Genomic DNA, 17,133 nt, shown 5'->3' with positions numbered 1-17,133 from the left:
CGGTGCCCATGCGCCCATAAAAAAATCCGGCCAAGGTGCCGGATTTTTTTATTTCACATGTTCGGTGATGATCAGGGGCAGGGGACGGGAGTAAAGGTCTCCTGGCCATGGCAGCGCCAGCCCATCTCTGCCTGACGCATCTGCCACAGGTTGTTGCTGCGAAACAGGGTCAGGATGTAGATCATGTCGCTCTTCTGGCCATCGAGGGCCACCGAGAGCACCAGATCGTTGTCCAGCTGCTGGGCATGGATGCGGGTGGGCACGTCTTCATGACCCACGAAGCGGCGGGCCACTTCGCGATAGTCGTTGACCCAGCCCTGCTGACTGCTGCTCGCCTGACGGATCTGCTGGTTGAACTGCTGCACCGGGGTGGATGCCAGGCGCCCGAACAGGGCCTGTGCCCCCGCATGAGCCGCTGCCACCATCATCAGAATCAGCGTGGTAATGAGCCCAAGTTTTTGCATGAGGTAATCCGGCTTGAAACGACCACTCTATGACAACAGAAAAGCGGGCTTGGTTCAATCTTGCCCCTGCAAGGGTGGGATCTCGCCCACCCAGCCCAGGTTCAGTTGCGCTGCAACGAGAAGGTCGGCAGGGAGAGGTGCCAGTAGATGGCCGCCACGCGCAGGCCAAAAACGGTCGTCATGCAGATGAGCATGGCGGTGACCCTGTCCATGTTGACCTCCAGCGCCAGGGTATAGAGGATGCCCCCCAGGATGCAGGCGGTGGCATAGATCTCCTTTTGCAGCACCATGGGCACTTCCCGGGCCAGCACGTCCCGGATCATGCCGCCAGCAACCCCTGTCATGGTGCCCATGAGCACCGCAATCAGCCCTGAGGTGCCGAAGTTGAGCGCCTTCTGGGCGCCTATCACGGTAAAGAGCGCCAGCCCGAAGGCGTCGGCCACCGGCAGCACATACCAGGGCATGCGGCGGGGCAACTTGACCATCCACATGCCGATGAGGGCCGTGGCGATCACCACCCAGATGTAGAGGGGGTCGCGTACCCAGAATACCGGGGTGGCGCCCAGGATCATGTCACGTATGGTGCCACCACCGATGGCGGTCACCGCGGCCAGCACCATGACGCCGAAGCCGTCCATTCGAAGGCGCCCTGCCACCAATACTCCCGAAAACGCGAATACCGCAGTACCAAACATGTCGCTGATGTAAACAATCTGCTCAACCAGTGTCTGCATGGAGAACAACTCACGTCCAATAAATGATGGGGCGGCGATTTTAGGGGCAAGGGGCGCGTGTGAGCAATGCCGGCATGCAAAAGTGGGAGCCAGAGCGGGTTTCTGGGGGGCAGGGGAGGACGGGTGACTGGCAGCACAGACCCAGCGGGTGCGGGATCTGGCCACCTATCTGCGGGTCGGTTGGGGATCTGCGACAAAAATTCTGATTTTTTTCTCAAGGCTGGGAAATAGAGGCCGATATATAGGTTAGGCGGCGATTACTGCCAAAAAGGCAGAAAAAAGAAATTAAAGTCTTACCAAACAGCGCCGTTAACTAAACATATCAGGCACAAAACAAAATAAAGCCTGAGTGAATTAAAGATAAAATTTAATAGCTTAGGAGAAAAATTATGAGTCTGTATATCAATACCAACGTTTCATCGCTCAACGCTCAGCGTAACATGATGAACAGCACCAAATCTCTGGACAGCTCCTACACTCGTCTGGCCTCCGGCCTGCGCATCAACAGCGCCAAGGACGATGCGGCAGGTCTGCAGATCTCCAACCGTCTGACCTCCCAGATCAACGGTCTGGATCAGGGCAACCGCAACGCCAACGACGGCATCTCCCTAGCACAAACTGCTGAAGGGGCCATGGACGAAGTGACCAGTATGCTGCAGCGTATGCGTACCCTGGCCCAGCAATCGGCCAACGGTTCTAACTCCACGAGCGATCGGGTTGCACTGCAAAAAGAGGTGGATCAGTTGAGTGCAGAGATCAATCGTATCTCCACCGCGACGACTTTCGCAGGCACCAAGCTGCTAGATGGGACTTTTAAAGGCAAATTTCAGGTCGGAGCCGATGCCGATCAAACTATCGGTTTTAATCTGAATCAGACTGGTGGCTTTAGTATTTCAGGGATTGCGGCAGCTGCGTCGACCGCTTCAGGCACTGTGAGTGTTGCGGCTGGCCCAAATGGTTCCGTGCAGTCTGCCCATAAGATAAGCAGTATTTTCGGTGGTGGTGCTGCTGGTTCTATCAACATTGGCACCCAGTCTACCGCACAGCGAGTACTGGCGGCTGCGGATGCTATGTTAAAGGTGGTCGATGGCAAGCGTGCCGAGTTGGGGGCGGTGCAGAACCGGTTAGATTCGACTATTCGCAACCAGTCCAATATTTCGGAAAACGTCAGTGCCGCGCGCTCTCGTATCCGCGATGCGGACTTTGCGACCGAGACTGCCAATATGACCAAGCAGAACATCCTGCAGCAGGCAGCGTCCAGCATCCTGGCGCAGGCCAACCAGCGTCCGCAGTCTGCACTCTCCCTGCTGCAGAGCTAAGGTCCTGATGCCGAGAAAAAGAAAAGGGCGGTTGTTCAGGCCGCCCTGGTAAACAAGATGGAACAATGGGGTGTTCGGATTTACGCCTTGTCCTATCAAAAGAGAAGTTCTTTATTGGTATACCCCTCGAGTGTTGCGCAGATCGTTCACTCTGTCACCCTCGAGGTTGTTCTCCTGAGCGTAAGCTCTTCTTTGGCCGACATTGTCGGCCTTTTTTATGGGCGTCGGAAAATCGACGACACATAAATTTCAGCACAAACCATGCCAATTTCTCTCTGGGATGGTGCGTCGGTTGCAAATCCCCTTCTCTAAATTCGTTTACGACTTAACGACGATGTCCCATTGCCAGCAACGCTTATTCTGGGCGGAGAGGCTTTGCCTCTTTGTTGATGAGGGCGGCAATAAATTTCCTAAAGCTTCCGATGGGGCTGCCGCTACAGAGTGTGAAGCAAATTGAAGGGTGTTCGGAAAACCAACATTTGCGCGACTGCGGGTCCTGTGTCCGTTCAAACAAAGGGCCCGCCAGATGGCACAGACCGTTCAATCTGTCCATCTGAACGGTGGGACCCTGGCTGCATAGATGCAAACAGAGCCTGCAGTTTCTTGTTCATCAGGAGAAATCTTTTATGGCCATGTTTATCAATACCAACACTTCATCATTGAACGCGCAGCGCAACTTGATGAATACCAGCAAATCAATGGATACCTCTTATACTCGCCTGGCGTCCGGCTTACGTATCAACAGCGCCAAGGACGATGCGGCGGGTCTGCAGATTTCCAACCGCCTGACCTCCCAGATCAACGGTCTGGATCAGGGCAACCGCAATGCCAACGACGGTATCTCCTTGGCACAGACCGCAGAAGGGGCGATGGACGAAGTGACTGGCATGCTGCAACGCATGCGTACCTTGGCCCAGCAATCCGCCAACGGCTCCAATTCCGCTAATGATCGCGTGGCGCTGCAAAAAGAGGTGGATCAACTGGGGGCGGAAATTAACCGCATCTCCAAAGATACCACTTTCGCCGGTACTAAGTTGCTGGATGGCAACTATAAGGGAAAATTCCAAGTTGGTGCCGATGCCGATCAAACTATCGGTTTTAACCTGAATCAGACTGGTGGTTTTAGTATTTCAGGGATTGCAGCAGCTGCATCGACCGCTTCAGGCACTGTTAGTGTTGCGGCTGGCCCAAATGGTTCTGTGCAGTCTGCCCATAAGATAAGCAGTATTTTCGGTGGTGGTGCTGCTGGTTCTATCAACATTGGCACCCAGTCTACCGCACAGCGAGTACTGGCGGCTGCGGATGCTATGTTAAAGGTGGTCGATGGCAAGCGTGCCGAGTTGGGGGCGGTGCAGAACCGGTTAGATTCGACTATTCGCAACCAGTCCAATATTTCGGAAAACGTCAGTGCCGCGCGCTCTCGTATCCGCGATGCGGACTTTGCGACCGAGACTGCCAATATGACCAAGCAGAACATCCTGCAGCAGGCAGCGTCCAGCATCCTGGCGCAGGCCAACCAGCGTCCGCAGTCTGCACTGCAACTGCTGGGTTAAGCGGGCCGTAACGTCAACATCATTGATATGAGGAGCAGCAGATGGCCAATGAATCGATAGCCATGCCTTCTGTTTCTTCGACGCTGACTCAACATGGCGGCCCTCAGGCCGCCATGTCTGCTTCTTCATCCGTTGCGGGTGGACATGATGTGGCCGAACAGAAAGGCGTCGAGTCGGCAACCAAGGCATCGCAGGAGCCGCCGACGCACATCAAGGCAGTCAAGCCGAGCATTGACAAGGCCTATATAGAAAAACAGGCCCAAGAATTGCAAGAACGCTTGGACAACTTGAGCAAGATGAAGGGATGGACGATCAACTTCAGTCTGGTTCCCGAGCTGGAGCAGCCGGTCATCAAGGTCATTGATGTGGATACCAAACAAGTTATCCGACAGATCCCGAGTGAAGAAATGCTCTTGATAAGCAAGAGGTTGCAATCCCTGGAACAGGCGAATGGCAATGGTTCCGGTCTCTCTGGACTGCTGTTCGATGGCCAGGTGTGACCTGATATTTTAAGTCGATAGACAGGAGGATGTGATGGCAATTACTTCAGCAGGGGCGGGGTCCGGGCTTCAGCTTGAGAACGTGATCGCGGCAAGTGTGGAGGCCAAAAAAGCTCAGTTGCAGCAACCGATCATCACCAAGCAAAACAGCACCCAGATCACCTTGTCTGGCATAGGTCAGCTGAAATCCTCCATCTCTGCCTTTACCGACATTCTTGATAAATTGAGTGCGCCAGGTGCGTTCAACAAACGTGCAATCAACATCACCCAGAGTAAAGATGACCCCATTTTGAAGGTGGAGAGCAAGTCTGGCGCCTCCAATGGGCAATACAACATCATCGTCAATAAGTTGGCACAAACGAGCCGTCAGGAGGGGATCTTCGACAGTTCGACCACTCCTCTGGCGACTCAGGATGGGCAACTGACCTTCAAGGCGGGTGACAAGACGTTCAAGGTTGATGTTAAGGCTGGGGACACCCTGCAAGATATCCGTAAAAGCATCAACAGCAATGGCGACAACTTCGGCCTCAGCGCCAACATAGTGAACACGGCGGATGGCAAGGCCAAGCTGGTGATCGACTCCGGCATCTCGGGCGATGGCAAAGATTTGACCATCACCGGGAATACCGCCGAGCTTGCCATCTTCGAGGCGGGTGGCGGTGTCATGAACCAGACTCGTGCGGCCAGCAGTGCCGAGATCTCCGTGGATGGCAATGTCCTCAAGAGTGACACCAACACCTTTGATGATTCAATTCAGGACCTCAAGGTGACGGTGCTGCGCGTGTCGGATAAAGACAGTGCGGGGGATCTCAAGGCAAACAAGGTCGATATCACGACCGACAAGACCTCTATTCAGGAGCTTGTCCAGCAGTTCGTGGATGGTTACAACACCCTGCAAGACAAGATGAATACCCTGGGCAAACGCAACACCTTCGTGGGTGGCGTGAAGCAGGATGATGGCGGCGCCCTGGCCGGTGACTCAACCACAAGAGCCATCGAGTCATTCATGAGCAATCTGCTGGTCAGCCCTTCCCAGAACAGCGGTACCTACTCCACCATCTTCGAGGTCGGTATCAAGATGGACAACAAGGGCAAGCTCTCTCTCGACAAGACGAAGTTTGGCGAAGCCGTCGACAAGAACTTCGATCAGGTGGTGGCACTGTTTGGTGGCGAGAAGGGGCTGGCGGGCACCTTGAATACCGGCTTGAAAGAATATACCAAGAGCGGCGGCATGCTGGCGCAACGAGAAGATGTCTTGAACTCTGACTTGCGTGCGCTGACCCAGAAAACGGCGACGGCCAATGCCCAGTTGGCGAAGTATGAAGCGGCATTGCGCGCCCAGTACGGCAGTCTGGATGCCTTGCTGGTCAAGATGAACAGTTCTGCTTCTGCATTGGCAACATTGCAGACGAGTTATCAGAATTCTTGATAGATCGAGAGTATTGAAATATGTACAAGCGCAATATCAAAGCCTATACCGCAGGCAACCTCGCAGCCGATCTGGCCACGGCGGATCCTCACCGTGTCATTCAACTGATGATGCAGGGCTGCCTGGAACGTCTGGCACAAGCCAAGGGGGCCATCGAGCGCCAGGACATGGAAGCAAAATCGGTAGCCATTTCCAAGGCGCAAGGGTTGCTGCATGGTTTGCAGGATGCCCTGGATATGAGCCAGGGGGCCATGGCAGAAGACCTTTATGGGCTTTACGCCTATATGGACGAACGTATCTGGGATGCCAGTCTGGCGCGCGATATCACCCCCCTGGAAGAGGTCATGGGACTGATGCTGACCATCAAATCCGGTTGGGATCAATTGCCCGAGGCTGAAAAACAGCAGGGTTATCAGATGAGACAGCAGTTGGGTGAGCTGTGAGAGCCATTCTCACCGAGCTCGATGACGCACTGCGGGAAAATACCCGCTTGATGGACGCCCTATTGCAACAGCAGCAATATGATGAGGTCCTGTCGTGCATGGATGAGCGGTTGGTGCTGATAGGTCGTCTGGTGCAGCTTGCTCAAGATGAACCTGAGCAACAACAGGCTGTTGCGGCCCTGGCTGGCGAGCTGTCACTTCAAGAAGAGAGCACGAAAGCCCTGGTAGCAGCTCATCATCATGCCATTTTCGAACAGTTGACCCTGTTCGGGAGAGCCAACAAGGCCGGTCAGGCCTATCGTGTGAACAGCAAGGAGTTCTGATGTCGCTCAATGTCGATTCCGCCCTGATGCAAGCTGAGCAGGATGCACAGCGACTCCAGCAGCAGGCGGAACAGGAAGCCGCAATGGCAGTGGCGTTGCCGCTGAGATTTGAACAGAATATGTCGGCGTTTCGCCAATATATCCCCCACATCGCCAAGATGTATGAGGCCTATCAACCGGTACGCCCATTCCGGATCTTCTGCAACGAAAATGGCCAGCCGAATCTGACTTGGCTGGACGATGACGTCGCCGTCTACGGCAAGGAGCCTTATCTCATCTGCGAGACGTTGGTGAATGAATTTATGGAGAAGAGGACATTGTCAAGATTCTCCTTTAGTAAGGAGAGCAACCCTCTTAGCTTTATACATGTGGAATATCTCAACAAGCTCAACACTTATCTCGATGACATAGCCTCGCGGAAAGAGATGCTGACCAAGATGCCTCATGAAGCACCGAGTGCTCTGATTTTTGGGGTAGGGCTGGGTTACCATCTCGGTTATCTCTATGAGAAATGTAAGATCGGTACTCTTTTTTTGTTTGAGCCCGACCTGGATTTATTTTATGCATCCTTGTTTTGCTTCGATTGGGCACCGCTATTGGATTATTTGCATCGAGAGAATTTGGGGTTGCATATCTTGCTGGGGCAGGATGAAGAAAGCATCGTAAAAGACTTTGCAATGGCTATTCAGGAACGGGGTTCTTTCCTGAGTGCAAAAGCTTTTATTATGTGGGGGTATCAGAATGAAAAAATAAAAAAATTGATGGAGAAGGTGCAGCAAGAATATTATCTGCTAGCAATGGGGTGGGGTTTTTTTGACGATAACTTAATTGCTTTGTCTCACACTATCAATAATATCGAGAGGGCTGTTCCTTTTTTGAAAAGAGACCGAAAAATCTCATCAAAATATCAGCGAATGCCTGTGTTTATCGTCGCAAATGGACCTTCTTTGGATGAGTCTATTGAGATTGTCAAGAAAAATAAAGATAAGGCCATAATTATATCCTGTGGTAGTGCCATTTCGGCATTGCATAGAGTTGGTATCAGGCCAGATATTCATGTTACGGTAGAGCGAACCAAAATTGTTTATGATTTTCTGATTGGTTTGAATGACCCTGAGTATCTTCGCGATATTTTACTGTTCACCACGGACGTTACTCATCCTGATTGTTCTAAATTATTTGATAAATCTGTATTTGTATTCAAACCTGCTGAGCCAGGAGTTGAACTTTGTCAAGCATATTTCCCTGACTTGCAACACTCTCTTACGCTCAATGGTGTTAATCCGTTGGTTGGCAATATAGGTGTCAGTGTCCCCATACATCTGGGTTTCAAAGAAATTTATTTATTTGGCCTAGATAATGGTTATAAAAACAAAGGTTATCACCATTCAAAGTTCAGTTCCTATTATAATAATCAGGAAAATGCCAAGATTCTAGGCGATCTAATGTTTGGCAATAATCAGTGGCAGAGAGATGGCAATTTTGGTGGCATGGTTATCAGCAATGCTATGTTTGATACTTCTCGTCGCATTATAGAGAAAGTACTAGCTGCAAATGATGATGTTCGTTGCTTTAATTGTAGTGATGGTGTCAAAATAGAGAATGCTAGGGCCTTACCCAGTATGGAGATTAACCTTTCTTTGACGATTGATAAGTCCGCTTTTCTTGAGGAGATAGAGGCACTATGTGCCCCAATTCCCTTATCGAAGCAAGATTTTGTCCCGTTGCTGGACATCGAATTCTTCAATGTTTTAATCGACAAAATGATGGTCGAATGGCAACAGATATTTATGTCTCGTAATGAATTGAATCAGTTAATGTTACGCAATCTAGGTTATATAAATCAAATAGCTGCCACTCGCCACAGACATATCTCTCAAATAATGGTCGGCTCAATGAATTATATGTTTACCTTGCTAAGTACAATTTTATATTCATTTGAAGGTGAAGAAGAAACTTTGGCATTGATGAAGCCGGCGATTGATATCTGGCTTGAATTTTTAGCAAAAACGAAAGAGATGTATCCAAAAGCTTTTGACAGTATAGATATGGTCGATAATGAGGTTATGAATTTATTTAGGGTATGAGTTCATAAAATAAAATGCCGACACGAGTTCGGCATTTTATAAAATTAGCTTATATTCTTATTTATCTTTCCCATTAAGATGACGGAGGTCCAACCAGATGGGGTCAAACAGTGATCTTTTCTTTCCCCTTCAATTGTAAAACCATTCTTCTGAAAAGCTTTGATAGATGAGATATTTTCTGCATAAGCACCAGCAGTCACTTTATGAAGTTCAAGGATAGTAAAGCAATAGTCAGTAACCATTTTTATTGCAGCTGTTGCAATACCTTTCCCCCAATAATTTCGGTCACCAATGATAATTCCTAACTCTGCTCTTTTATGTATTTTTTCGATAGATGAAATTTTTATATTTCCAATGTGCAAGTTATGTTCACTATCTACAATGGCTAACATTAATTCTGTTTTGTTTTTTTCATGAAAGTATTTCCTTAGAGAAGGTAGATTCCAATTGATAAATCTAGATTCAAGATATTTGTTTACATCAGGTTCATTAAGCCAGTTACAATAGGTTTGGTTAATATCAGCAATTGTTAAATTTCGAATAATAATTGACGAATTATTGCTCGTGACATTTTGTACTAAGTAAATTAAATCAGAAGTCATATATCAACCCTATTAATAGCAATATTGATTATGTCAAGGTTAGATAAGTAGATCCCAAGTTAATGGTGTTCCTAGTGGAATGTATTTTTTTGCTTTACGTCCTAGAACGTTAGGTAGTTCAATAGGTGGTAGACCATCATCTGGTCGAACAGAACGGACATTTTTTGTGGTTAATGTTTCACCAGCTTTAATGTCGCAGCAAACAAATAGAGAACGTGCAAATTTTCTGCTTGCAATAGTTTTTTCTGTCATCGTATAACTTACAGACCCTAACGCAGCTTCCGCTTGCCGCACTCCTTCCACCATTAACTTAAATTCATTTGGTGTTAATGAAAACGAGGCGTCAGGTCCACCGAGCGCACGATCTATAATAAAATGTTTCTCAATTACTGTTGCACCTAATGCAACTGCAGCAATTGCAACCACATAGCCGAGGGTGTGATCCGACAACCCGGCCTTGACCCCGAAGGTCTGCGCCAGGTTGGGAATGGTGAGCAGGTTGGCCTCCTCTACCGGGGCGGGGTAGGAGGAGGTGCACTTGAGCAGGGTAATATCCTGATTGCCCATGCGGCGGCAGGCCTGCACGGCGGCATCGATATCGGCCAGGGTCGCGATGCCGGTCGAGATGATCATCGGCTTGCCCTTGCTGGCCGCGTATTCGATCAGGGGAATGTCGGTGATTTCGAACGAGGCGATCTTGTAGAGGGGGACATCGAGGTCTTCCAGAAAATCGACTGCTGTGACATCAAAGGGGGTGGAGAAGAAGACCAGCCCCTCTTTGTGCGCCTCGGCCTGGATGGCGGCATGCCACTCCCAGGGGGTATAGGCCTCCTGGTAGAGCTTGTAGAGCGTGGTGCCATCCCAGATGGTGCCCTGATTGATCTGGAAATACTCGTTGTCGCAATCCAGGGTGATGGTGTCGGCCGTGTAGGTCTGGATCTTGATGGCATCGGCGCCGCACGCCTTGGCCGCCCGTACCGTCGCCAGCGCCGTCTCCAGGGAGTGGCCGTGGTTGGCAGACAGCTCGGCGATGATGAAACACCGATCCGGATTGATGGCACTCGCCATGGTTTGGGTCATGAATGTGTCCACTCCTGTTCAGTGATCCCCATCAGCACGAGATCCACATGGTTTGTTGTATGGGGGCGATAGACGGCCTCCCGCCAGGTGCCTTCATGGCGAAAGCCTGCTCTCAGATAGGCTTGAATGGCTCTTTCATTGTCTGCGGCGACCTCCAGCTTGAGAGTGTGCAGGTGGGCGATCTCGAAGGCGAGCCGGTTGACGGCGGTCAGCAGGCGCGCGCCCAGCCGTTTCTCGCTGCGCCAGGGATTGCGATAGATCCCGAGCCAGGCCAGGCGATTGTGCCAGTCAAGCCGGTGCAGGGAGATGACGCCGACAGGACCCGCGTTGTCCTGGCAGAGATAGTTGATGTTGCGGGTGTCCTGATGCTGGCGAGCCATGAAGGTGCGATGTGATTCCAGGCTGATGTCGCCGCCACTGTTCATCCAGTGCGCAATGTCTGGATGTGTGCGCATCTGCCAGACCGCCACTACCTGCTGCTCGTCCAGCATGGCGAAAGGGATGAGGGTGACACCGGCCAGCTCGAAGCGGCGCTGCAGGTTTATCTCTGGTTGAGCCATGAGAGGGCCTCCAGGGTGCCGTTTCCTGCCATCAGCGCTTGCAGCTTGTGTGCTCGTCTAATGCGTTCGTCCGGATCCGCCAGTCTTGCCAGCCCTTGTTCCAGCCGGGAGAGCAAGTCGACATCATGCCACCAGCCGCCCAGGAGGAAGGCGTCCGGGCCGCACCAGCCAGCCAGCTGACTGGCCTGGTTGTCGGCAACGCCGACAAGGATGCCCGGCAGACCACAGCGCGCCAGCTCATAGGTCACCTGTCCGGCACTGCTGATGGCCAGATCACAGCGACACATGAGAGCGGCCATCTGGCTGGCATTGAGGCGGTGATGTTGCCTGCATCCCGACAGCCGCGGGTCATGCTCCCGGATGACGACGTCCAGCTCCACCTCCGGACAGTGCTGGCTTAGCCAGGTGACCAACCCGGGAGTGAGATCGCGCACGTCGGTTCCCCCCATGATGATCAGGATGCGCTCGATGCGCTCGGGAACCCGGGTTCGGGCGGGAAGGGACCAGAACGGGGGGCGCAGGGGTTGCCAGCCGGGCCCCCACTGCCATAGCGCGGGGCCGGACTTGTTGCCAGGTGCGCCCGGACTGGCGTGGATCACCAACCCCTCTGGATAGTCCAGGCGCTCGGTGTCATCGAGATAAATCACCCGCAGGAAACCGGCTGCGATGCTCTCAAGCGTGGCCAGGCTGGCCGAGTAGGAGTCGACGATGGCGACCGCCTGCCGTGGGGAGATGGGGTGTTGCTGCCAGTTTTCCCAACTGACGGGCTCCTCCTTGAGCAGGGCGCTGGCAAGATCATCGCCCTCGACCACCCAGTGGACAGCGCCCCCCTGTTGTCGCCAGGCCTGCGCATAGGCGCTGCAACGGCTGAGGTGCCCCAGGCCCCGGACTCTGTCCCCTTCACTGAAGATCCACAGTGGCAACACTCAACGCACCTTGAACACCGGCTGGATGGGTTCGCCATCCAGGGCCTGATGAATGGCCTTGTCTGCATCCAGCCGGATAAGCGCCGGCAGGATATCGGCATAGCCGGCCAGAAGAGTGTGAACGTCCTGTTCGCTGTGGGCGAGATTGAGGTTGTGGCTGCCGAGGCTGAGAATGCCGCGCTTGCACAACTCCTGGATGAAGTAGCTTTTCAGCAGCCAGCTGGAGTGGTTGGCCGAGTCGCCGATGAGCAGGAAGCTCCAGCTCGGGTGGCCGGCGCTTTGCAGCCAGCTCGGGGCGTTCAACTGCTGGAGCAGGGTATCGAGTCCGCTCAGCAGTTGCTGGCCCCGCTCGGCCAGTCTGGCGGGCACGTCGAGCCGGCGCATCTTCCTGATGACGGCGTTGGCCGCCGCCAGGGCGATGGCATCGCCGCCGAAGGTGCCGGAGAAGAAGATATCCTCCATGCGGCCCATGTACTGGCGGCGACCCACCACGGCGGAGATGGGGAAGCCGTTGGCCATGCCCTTGCCAAAGGCGGCCAGATCCGGAGTGACCCCGAACAGGGTCTGGGCGCCGCCGAGGTGGAAGCGAAAGCCGGTGATGGTCTCATCGAAGATGAGCAGGGCGCCGTGTTCGTCGCAGAGCTGGCGCAGACCGGGCAGGAAGTCCGGGGCGGGCCAGGCGACGTTCATGGGCTCCAGGATCACGGCGGCAAACTCGCCGGGATGGGCTTCCAGCTGGGCCCTGAGGGAGCCCAGATCGTTGTAGTCGAAGCGGTGGGTCAGATCGCGTACGCACTCGGGCACCCCCAGATGGCGGGTGGTGGAGCCGATGTACCAGTCTTGCCAGCCGTGGTAGCCGCAGACGGCGACCCGCTCCCGACCGGTGACGGCACGGGAGAGACGGATGCAGGCGGAGGTGGCGTCGGTGCCGTTCTTGCCAAAGCGAACCATCTCGGCGCAGGGGATAAGCTCGATCAGCTGCTCCGCGACCTCGGTTTCCAGCCGATGGGGAAGGGAGAAGATGGAGCCCAGATTGAGCTGCTCCAGCACGGCCTGGTTCACATCCGGGTCGCAGTAACCCAGGCTGATGGCCAGCAGGCCGCTGGCAAAGTCCAGATACTCGTTGCCATCCACATCCCATACCCTGGCGCCCTGGCCACGCTCGATAAAGAGCGGGGCGGCGCCATAGGGGAAGCAGAGGCGGCTCTTGGAGAAGGTCTGGGAGCCTAAAGGAATGCTCTGCTCGGCCCGGGCGGAGAGCGCCAGTGAATGCTGATAACGTGAGGTCATGAGTGGTTCTCCTTGGCCAGCGAGCTTGCCAGCCCCTCATTGCGTTGATGTTGAGTGTTCAGGGTCGCAAGCGCCGGCTCCCGCGCCAGCAAGGCGAGAATGTCGCTGGTGGCAAATGCCGGGTTTGCCGGATAAAGCCGCTGATAAATCTGTTCGACCAGGGTGAAGTCGGCGGGCTCGTCCACCGTCCAGCGCAGGTGGGCCAGGCTGGGGATACGGCTCAATGTCCCTATCTTGAACTGATCCTCATGCTGGCGGATGTAGTAGGTCACGTGCTCGCGCTGGGCCGGTGTCTGTGCGCGCTCGGCGAGCAAGTCCAGGGTGGCGGCACTTAAGATCTCGGCGTCCAGGCCGTCCGGGTAGCTGGGATCCCAGCAGTTGCTGCTGTAGTCGTAACCGCCGGTCAGATGCAGCGCGATAAGCTCGTCGATGAGAGCGGGATCCGCGAGGGGGCAATCCCCGGTGAGCCGCACTATCTGGCTGGCCCCGAAGGGTTGTGCGGCCAGATGAAAACGCTGCAACACATCGTCAAGCGGACCGCGGAAACAGGGTACCCCCAGCTGGGTGCAGAGCGCTGCAATGGCCTCATCCTCGCGCTGGTCGCTGGTGGCGACCATCAGCTGATCCAGCTTGGTCGAACGCTTGAGCCGTTCAATCTGGCGGGCGAGCATGGGCTCGCCGAGCAGGGGCTTGAGCACCTTGCCAGGCAGTCGGCTAGAGCTGGCTCTGGCCTGCAGGATCCCGAGGATCATGATGTTCTCCACAAGGCTGGGTTGATGAGGGTCGGCTCGTCGCAGGTGAGGGAGGCCAGGTCGTCGTCATGGCACGGATGCAGATGGGCATAAGCCGAGGCGATGGCAGCCAGCTCGTGGGCATGACAGACCCCCACCACGAAGCGGCTGACCTGGGGCAGGGCCGGGATCAGGGCGAGCGCCTTGTGGAGGGGGGAGAGGTGGGGATGCCAACCATCCAGCCGCGCGAGCGGTTCACTGAAGGCGTCGAAATAAGCGGGACGAAGGGCTGGCTGCATCAGCAGCAGGCCTTGCAGGAAGAGGGATCGCACATGGATTTCACACCCCATGGCCTGCAACCGGTCGAGCCAGCCCGAGCGCAGGAAGCGTTGATCGAGCAGGTTGGCGGGGAGCTGCACCAGCTCCAGGGAATAACCCTGATCCAGCCACAGTGCCAGCTCCTCGGGGGAGTAGACGGAGACCCCCACCTTGCCCACCTTGCCCTGATGCTGAAAATCCGCCAACTGCTCGAACAGGGCAGGGCTGGCGTCCTGGCTGCGGTGCAGCAGCAGGCCCTCGACGCTGGCTCGGGCCAGTCGTTGCAGACTGGACCCCAAAGAGGAGGCTAGGTTCGCGGCATCTATGTTCGGTGACAGCTTGGTGATGACTTGAAAGTCGGCGGTGTTGCAAAGCCCTAGCCTTGTCTCGGCCTTGCCGTAGGCCTGGGCTGTGTCCAGGGTATCCATTCCCAGCTTGCGGGCCAGAGTCAGGATGGCGTCTAGCTCGGCATCAGCAACCTCGCCAGTGTGGTTGCTGATGCCGTAATCGAGGCCGAACTGGACAGTGCCGAGGGCTAGGCGCATAGCACCGACTCCAGGGCTTCGACGACCTTGTCCTGCTCGGCCGATGAGAGGGCAGGGAACAGGGGGAGGCTGATGGCTTGCCGGTAATAGGTCTGGGCACCGGGATAATCGGCGGGGTCATGGCCGAGATCACGGTAATAGGGCTGGGCCGGAATGGGCATGTAGTGGACGTTGACGCCGATGCCGGCCTCCCTCAGTTGTGCAAACACCCGGTCCCGGTCGTGAACCCGGACCACATAGAGGTGATAGCCACTGCTGCAGTCATCCATCTGGCGCAGGGGCTGCACCGGCAGTCGGGTCAGCAGCTCGTCGTAGCGGGCGGCCAACTGCCGACGCCTGTCGATGAACTGCGGCAGTCGAGCGAGCTGGCTTAACCCCAGCGCCGCCTGGATGTCGGTCAGGCGGTAGTTGAAGCCGAGCACCTGCTGCTCGTAGTACCAGCCACCCGGACTGGCGACGCTCAGTTGCTCTGGGGCCCGGGTGATGCCATGGCTGCGATAGAGGCGAAGCCTGGCGGCCAGCTCGGCACTGCGGGTGGTCACCGCGCCCCCTTCCCCCGTGGTGATGGGCTTCACGGGGTGGAAGCTGAAGACGGTCATGTCGCTGTGGGCACAGCTGCCGATGGGGTCCCCCTGATAGCTGGCCCCCAGGGCATGGCAGGCATCCTCGATGAGGTGAACGCCATATTGCCGGCACAGGGCGCCAATCTCGGCAAGATCGCAGGGCTGGCCTGCCAGGTGCACGGCGACCAGGGCCCTGGGCTGACGAGGGCTGCTCTGAACGCCTTGCAGCTTCTCGCGCAGCGCCGCCACGCAGAGGTTGCCGGTATCGGGTTCCACATCGACGAAGTCCACCTGGGCGCCGCAATAGCGGGCACAGTTGGCGGAGGCGACGAAACTGATGGCCGAGACCCAGACCCAGTCATCCGCTCCCAGTTCCAGCGCGGCACAGGCGAGATGCAGGGCCGTGGTGCCGTTGCTGCAGGCGATCACATGGGGGGCATGGCAATAGTCGGCCAGCCCCTGTTCAAAGGCGGGGACCGCCTCGCCCTGTGTCAGATAGTCCGACTTCAGGACGGCAACGACGGCGTCGATATCTTCATCTGTGATGGATTGGCGTCCATAGGGGATCATTCGGCTAGCACCTGCTGGTTCATCGTTTTCAATTCCTCTATCGACAGGAAATGGCGATTATTGAGGGAATTGTATTCGAAGCCGGGCTCGACCAGGGTCGCCTGTTCCCCCAGGGTATTGATCGCGAAGTCATTATTGCGACTCGTGAAGGTGATGCTGGGGGCTATGACGTAATAGTCATTGAACTCATAGGTATGGTAGGAGTCATCGGCCGGGCACATCACTTCGTGCAGCTTCTCGCCCGGGCGTATGCCGATGATCTCCTGGGGCAGTTCGGGGGCCATGGCGCTGGCGAGATCCGTGATGCGCACGGACGGGATCTTGGGAACGAACACTTCCCCCCCCTTCATGCGGACAAAGTTGGTCAGCACGAACTCCACACCCTGCTGCAGGGTGAGCCAGAAGCGGGTCATCTCGGCATGGGTGATGGGCAGGCGGCTGGCCCTTTCCTTGATCAGCCGATCGAAGAAGGGCACCACAGAGCCGCGGGAACCCACCACGTTGCCGTAGCGCACTACGGAGAAGATGGTCGGGTGCCTGCCCGCCATATTATTGGCGGCCACGAACAGCTTGTCGGAGCAGAGCTTGGTGGCACCATAGAGGTTGACCGGGTTGGCGGCCTTGTCGGTGGAGAGGGCGATTACCTTCTCGACCCCGTTGTTGAGGGCCGCCTTGATGACATTTTCCGCCCCATAGATATTGGTCTTGATGCACTCCATGGGGTTGTACTCGGCGGCCGGCACCTGCTTGAGGGCGGCGGCATGGACCACGAAGTCCACGCCGTGCATGGCCATGTTGAGCCGCTCGGCATCGCGCACATCGCCGATGAAGTAGCGCATGCAGGGATGGTTGAAGCGCTGCTGCATCTCGAATTGCTTGAGTTCATCACGGGAATAGACGATCAAACGGCTCGGCGTGTACAGGGAGAGGACCGTCTCGATGAATTTCTTGCCAAAGGAGCCGGTACCCCCGGTGATCAGGATCGTTTTTCCGTTGAACATGTCATAGTCCCGTTATGGAGTGAGTATCTGTCAGAGTGGAAAGCATATTCTATGCCATATCTTGTCGCGAGCCATCGGAGGACCAACCCGCTGCG

The 17,133-nt window shown here is 55.2% G+C and carries 18 protein-coding genes; 7 read left to right on the top strand and 11 right to left on the bottom strand.

Annotated elements, in window-relative coordinates; all coding sequences use genetic code 11:
* Positions 1–71 precede the first annotated feature (71 nt).
* Both HB860_RS11720 and HB860_RS11715 read right to left on the bottom strand, forming a co-directional pair.
* On the bottom strand, positions 72–464 hold the full coding sequence (locus HB860_RS11720; protein WP_139434151.1) for a hypothetical protein: 393 nt from the start codon (positions 462–464) through the stop codon (positions 72–74).
* A gap of 101 nt (positions 465–565) precedes the next feature.
* On the bottom strand, positions 566–1,198 hold the full coding sequence (locus tag HB860_RS11715; RefSeq protein ID WP_168234748.1) for a trimeric intracellular cation channel family protein: 633 nt from the start codon (positions 1,196–1,198) through the stop codon (positions 566–568).
* Between the two features lie 389 nt (positions 1,199–1,587).
* Between HB860_RS11715 and HB860_RS11710 the strand changes: the two genes are divergently transcribed.
* From HB860_RS11710 to HB860_RS11680, 7 genes are all read left to right on the top strand, one after another.
* Entirely contained in the window at positions 1,588–2,517 is a 930-nt protein-coding gene (locus HB860_RS11710; RefSeq protein ID WP_247626763.1) for a flagellin, read from the top strand.
* Positions 2,518–3,143: 626 nt separating this feature from the next.
* Positions 3,144–4,070: a flagellin gene (locus HB860_RS11705; RefSeq protein ID WP_247626762.1), complete on the top strand. Its 927-nt coding sequence runs from the start codon at positions 3,144–3,146 to the stop codon at positions 4,068–4,070.
* 41 nt (positions 4,071–4,111) lie between these two features.
* Positions 4,112–4,570, top strand: a complete 459-nt coding sequence (locus tag HB860_RS11700; protein ID WP_247626761.1) for a flagellar protein FlaG — start codon at positions 4,112–4,114, stop codon at positions 4,568–4,570.
* 31 nt (positions 4,571–4,601) lie between these two features.
* Positions 4,602–5,999: a flagellar filament capping protein FliD gene (fliD, locus tag HB860_RS11695; RefSeq protein ID WP_247626760.1), complete on the top strand. Its 1,398-nt coding sequence runs from the start codon at positions 4,602–4,604 to the stop codon at positions 5,997–5,999.
* Positions 6,000–6,019: 20 nt separating this feature from the next.
* Complete coding sequence (gene fliS / locus HB860_RS11690) at positions 6,020–6,442, top strand: flagellar export chaperone FliS (RefSeq protein WP_247626759.1); 423 nt, start codon at positions 6,020–6,022, stop codon at positions 6,440–6,442.
* Complete coding sequence (locus tag HB860_RS11685; RefSeq protein ID WP_247626758.1) at positions 6,439–6,765, top strand: hypothetical protein; 327 nt, start codon at positions 6,439–6,441, stop codon at positions 6,763–6,765. Before fliS ends, HB860_RS11685 begins: the two co-directional genes overlap by 4 nt.
* Complete coding sequence (locus HB860_RS11680; RefSeq protein ID WP_247626757.1) at positions 6,765–8,852, top strand: motility associated factor glycosyltransferase family protein; 2,088 nt, start codon at positions 6,765–6,767, stop codon at positions 8,850–8,852. Before HB860_RS11685 ends, HB860_RS11680 begins: the two co-directional genes overlap by 1 nt.
* Positions 8,853–8,896: 44 nt before the next feature.
* Here HB860_RS11680 and HB860_RS11675 read toward each other — a convergent pair whose 3' ends face one another.
* From HB860_RS11675 to pseB, 9 genes are read right to left on the bottom strand one after another with little or no spacing between them, the layout of a single operon-like run.
* Positions 8,897–9,454, bottom strand: coding sequence for a GNAT family N-acetyltransferase (locus HB860_RS11675; protein ID WP_247626756.1), 558 nt, complete (start codon positions 9,452–9,454; stop codon positions 8,897–8,899).
* A gap of 39 nt (positions 9,455–9,493) precedes the next feature.
* Entirely contained in the window at positions 9,494–10,534 is a 1,041-nt protein-coding gene (pseI, locus tag HB860_RS11670) for a pseudaminic acid synthase (RefSeq protein WP_247626755.1), read from the bottom strand.
* Complete coding sequence (pseH, locus tag HB860_RS11665) at positions 10,531–11,094, bottom strand: UDP-4-amino-4,6-dideoxy-N-acetyl-beta-L-altrosamine N-acetyltransferase (protein ID WP_247626754.1); 564 nt, start codon at positions 11,092–11,094, stop codon at positions 10,531–10,533. Before pseH ends, pseI begins: the two co-directional genes overlap by 4 nt.
* The gene (locus HB860_RS11660; RefSeq protein WP_247626753.1) at positions 11,076–12,020 is read right to left on the bottom strand and encodes a hypothetical protein; all 945 of its coding nucleotides are present in this window, start codon (positions 12,018–12,020) and stop codon (positions 11,076–11,078) included. Before HB860_RS11660 ends, pseH begins: the two co-directional genes overlap by 19 nt.
* Complete coding sequence (locus tag HB860_RS11655) at positions 12,021–13,310, bottom strand: aminotransferase class III-fold pyridoxal phosphate-dependent enzyme (RefSeq protein ID WP_247626752.1); 1,290 nt, start codon at positions 13,308–13,310, stop codon at positions 12,021–12,023.
* Positions 13,307–14,062, bottom strand: a complete 756-nt coding sequence (locus tag HB860_RS11650) for a cytidylyltransferase domain-containing protein (RefSeq protein WP_247626751.1) — start codon at positions 14,060–14,062, stop codon at positions 13,307–13,309. Before HB860_RS11650 ends, HB860_RS11655 begins: the two co-directional genes overlap by 4 nt.
* Positions 14,059–14,904, bottom strand: a complete 846-nt coding sequence (locus HB860_RS11645; protein ID WP_247626750.1) for an aldo/keto reductase — start codon at positions 14,902–14,904, stop codon at positions 14,059–14,061. Before HB860_RS11645 ends, HB860_RS11650 begins: the two co-directional genes overlap by 4 nt.
* On the bottom strand, positions 14,895–16,037 hold the full coding sequence (gene pseC / locus HB860_RS11640) for a UDP-4-amino-4,6-dideoxy-N-acetyl-beta-L-altrosamine transaminase (RefSeq protein WP_247626749.1): 1,143 nt from the start codon (positions 16,035–16,037) through the stop codon (positions 14,895–14,897). Before pseC ends, HB860_RS11645 begins: the two co-directional genes overlap by 10 nt.
* On the bottom strand, positions 16,034–17,038 hold the full coding sequence (gene pseB, locus HB860_RS11635) for a UDP-N-acetylglucosamine 4,6-dehydratase (inverting) (RefSeq protein WP_247626748.1): 1,005 nt from the start codon (positions 17,036–17,038) through the stop codon (positions 16,034–16,036). The genes pseC and pseB overlap by 4 nt, the downstream gene beginning before the upstream one ends.
* Positions 17,039–17,133: the final 95 nt, after the last annotated feature.

This window comes from Aeromonas genomosp. paramedia (assembly GCF_023093515.1).
Taxonomy (GTDB): Bacteria; Pseudomonadota; Gammaproteobacteria; order Enterobacterales; family Aeromonadaceae; genus Aeromonas.
Note: the sequence above shows the minus strand (reverse complement) of the source record. Positions and strands in the feature narration are given on the sequence as shown.

Coding starts and splice junctions, on each gene's coding strand:
- pseI (WP_247626755.1), bottom strand. CDS start 10,534: ATGACCCAAACCATGGCGAGTGCCATCAATCCGGATCGGTGTTTCATC.
- HB860_RS11655 (WP_247626752.1), bottom strand. CDS start 13,310: ATGACCTCACGTTATCAGCATTCACTGGCGCTCTCCGCCCGGGCCGAG.
- HB860_RS11705 (WP_247626762.1), top strand. CDS start 3,144: ATGGCCATGTTTATCAATACCAACACTTCATCATTGAACGCGCAGCGC.
- HB860_RS11715 (WP_168234748.1), bottom strand. CDS start 1,198: ATGCAGACACTGGTTGAGCAGATTGTTTACATCAGCGACATGTTTGGT.
- HB860_RS11645 (WP_247626750.1), bottom strand. CDS start 14,904: ATGCGCCTAGCCCTCGGCACTGTCCAGTTCGGCCTCGATTACGGCATC.
- HB860_RS11650 (WP_247626751.1), bottom strand. CDS start 14,062: ATGATCCTCGGGATCCTGCAGGCCAGAGCCAGCTCTAGCCGACTGCCT.
- HB860_RS11700 (WP_247626761.1), top strand. CDS start 4,112: ATGGCCAATGAATCGATAGCCATGCCTTCTGTTTCTTCGACGCTGACT.
- pseB (WP_247626748.1), bottom strand. CDS start 17,038: ATGTTCAACGGAAAAACGATCCTGATCACCGGGGGTACCGGCTCCTTT.
- pseH (WP_247626754.1), bottom strand. CDS start 11,094: ATGGCTCAACCAGAGATAAACCTGCAGCGCCGCTTCGAGCTGGCCGGT.
- HB860_RS11680 (WP_247626757.1), top strand. CDS start 6,765: ATGTCGCTCAATGTCGATTCCGCCCTGATGCAAGCTGAGCAGGATGCA.
- HB860_RS11720 (WP_139434151.1), bottom strand. CDS start 464: ATGCAAAAACTTGGGCTCATTACCACGCTGATTCTGATGATGGTGGCA.
- HB860_RS11710 (WP_247626763.1), top strand. CDS start 1,588: ATGAGTCTGTATATCAATACCAACGTTTCATCGCTCAACGCTCAGCGT.
- HB860_RS11675 (WP_247626756.1), bottom strand. CDS start 9,454: ATGACTTCTGATTTAATTTACTTAGTACAAAATGTCACGAGCAATAAT.
- pseC (WP_247626749.1), bottom strand. CDS start 16,037: ATGATCCCCTATGGACGCCAATCCATCACAGATGAAGATATCGACGCC.
- fliS (WP_247626759.1), top strand. CDS start 6,020: ATGTACAAGCGCAATATCAAAGCCTATACCGCAGGCAACCTCGCAGCC.